The 1,333-nt window shown below is 47.1% G+C and carries 1 protein-coding gene; it reads right to left on the minus strand.

All coding sequences use genetic code 11. From position 1 onward, the window contains the following. Window positions 1-30: 30 nt before the first annotated feature. Window positions 31-1,326 carry a diguanylate cyclase gene (locus tag R7Q48_RS24245; RefSeq protein ID WP_318132637.1) on the minus strand — a complete coding sequence of 432 codons (1,296 nt, stop codon included), beginning with the start codon at window positions 1,324-1,326 and terminating at the stop codon, window positions 31-33. Window positions 1,327-1,333 lie beyond the last annotated feature (7 nt).

Below are 1,333 nucleotides of genomic sequence, written 5' to 3' on the forward strand. Positions count from 1 at the left end.
AAGCCCAGAACCAATCTGGGCTTTGTTTTTTTATCCACCGTGTTTTTGTTGATACATCCGTTCGTCGGCGATTTTCATCATTTGTTCTGGAGAAGTCATTTGCGGATCGAAGATGGCGTAACCAATGCTCACGCGTAGGTAAATAAGCTCTTCGTCATAGATAACGGGCGTCGAACACAACGCCAACCTGAGCTTTTGCAGTAACTTCTGCACGTGCTCTTCCATTCCCAAATTGTGTACAACCACTAAAAACTCGTCACCGCCCATTCGCGCGACCATGTCTGAACGTCGTAAGCTGCTTTTGATGCGCTCTGCGGTGGCAATCAACACCTTGTCACCCGCGTCATGGCCGAAGGTATCATGGATGTGTTTGAATCGGTCTAGATCTATATTGATCAACGCAAAGCTGTAACGTTTTTTATAGCGCTTAGCGATTTCAAACTGCTGCTTGTATGACTGCATAAAGTAGCGGCGATTAGGCAAATGCGTCAGTTCATCATGCAGCGCACGGTCGTCAGCGATGATGTACAAACGGTAAATCACGATCAACGCAATACTCAGTGCAATAAGAATGGGATAGCCAATGATTCTGACGATGTTCAGCTCAAACCACGAAATTTGTTGCTCAAGCTGACCACCCGCGTAGGCCGCCATGCTCCAGCCACCGTAAGGGAAGTGCACATGCTCTTTGGCGTACAATTTGCCCGTTTGGTTAGGATCACCAAAGAACATATCCCCATATTCGCCGCCGCTGTCATAACCGCGTATCGTCAAAGGATAATGGTATGAGAAGTCGAATACGCCGGTCTCTCGCATTAAACCATCAAAATCCACCACAGCGCTGATCACACCCCAATACTCTTTGTTGATTGGTGGGTCTCGAAATACTGGCACGCGTACAATAAGCCCTCGCCCACCTTGAACAAGCGACACAGGCCCCGCGATGAAAATCTCTTGAATATCTTTGGCTTTTTGAACTTGTACCCATTGTGCTGGTACTTTACGGTAATCCAGACCAAGGACGCGCTCGTTGCCTTTAGTTGGGAATATATGGCTAATTACATCATTTTCCGCAATACCGATGACCGTGATGTGCTTACTTTTGTTAAGAATACGATCGGCGGCAATGCTTAGCTCCTCTTCTTCGCTATTTGGCAGCAAAGTGATTAGCGTCGCTAATGTGCTGGCTTTGTAAATATCAGCCATGAGTACCGCTTCCAAATTGGAGCGGAGGATAGACAGTTGTTCTTTGGCTTCAACTTGCACGCGCTCTTGCTGAAGGTCTTGCTGATTCTGATGCAACAGCTCAATAACACCAACACACAAGGCAACA

The organism is Vibrio sp. 378, assembly GCF_033339435.1.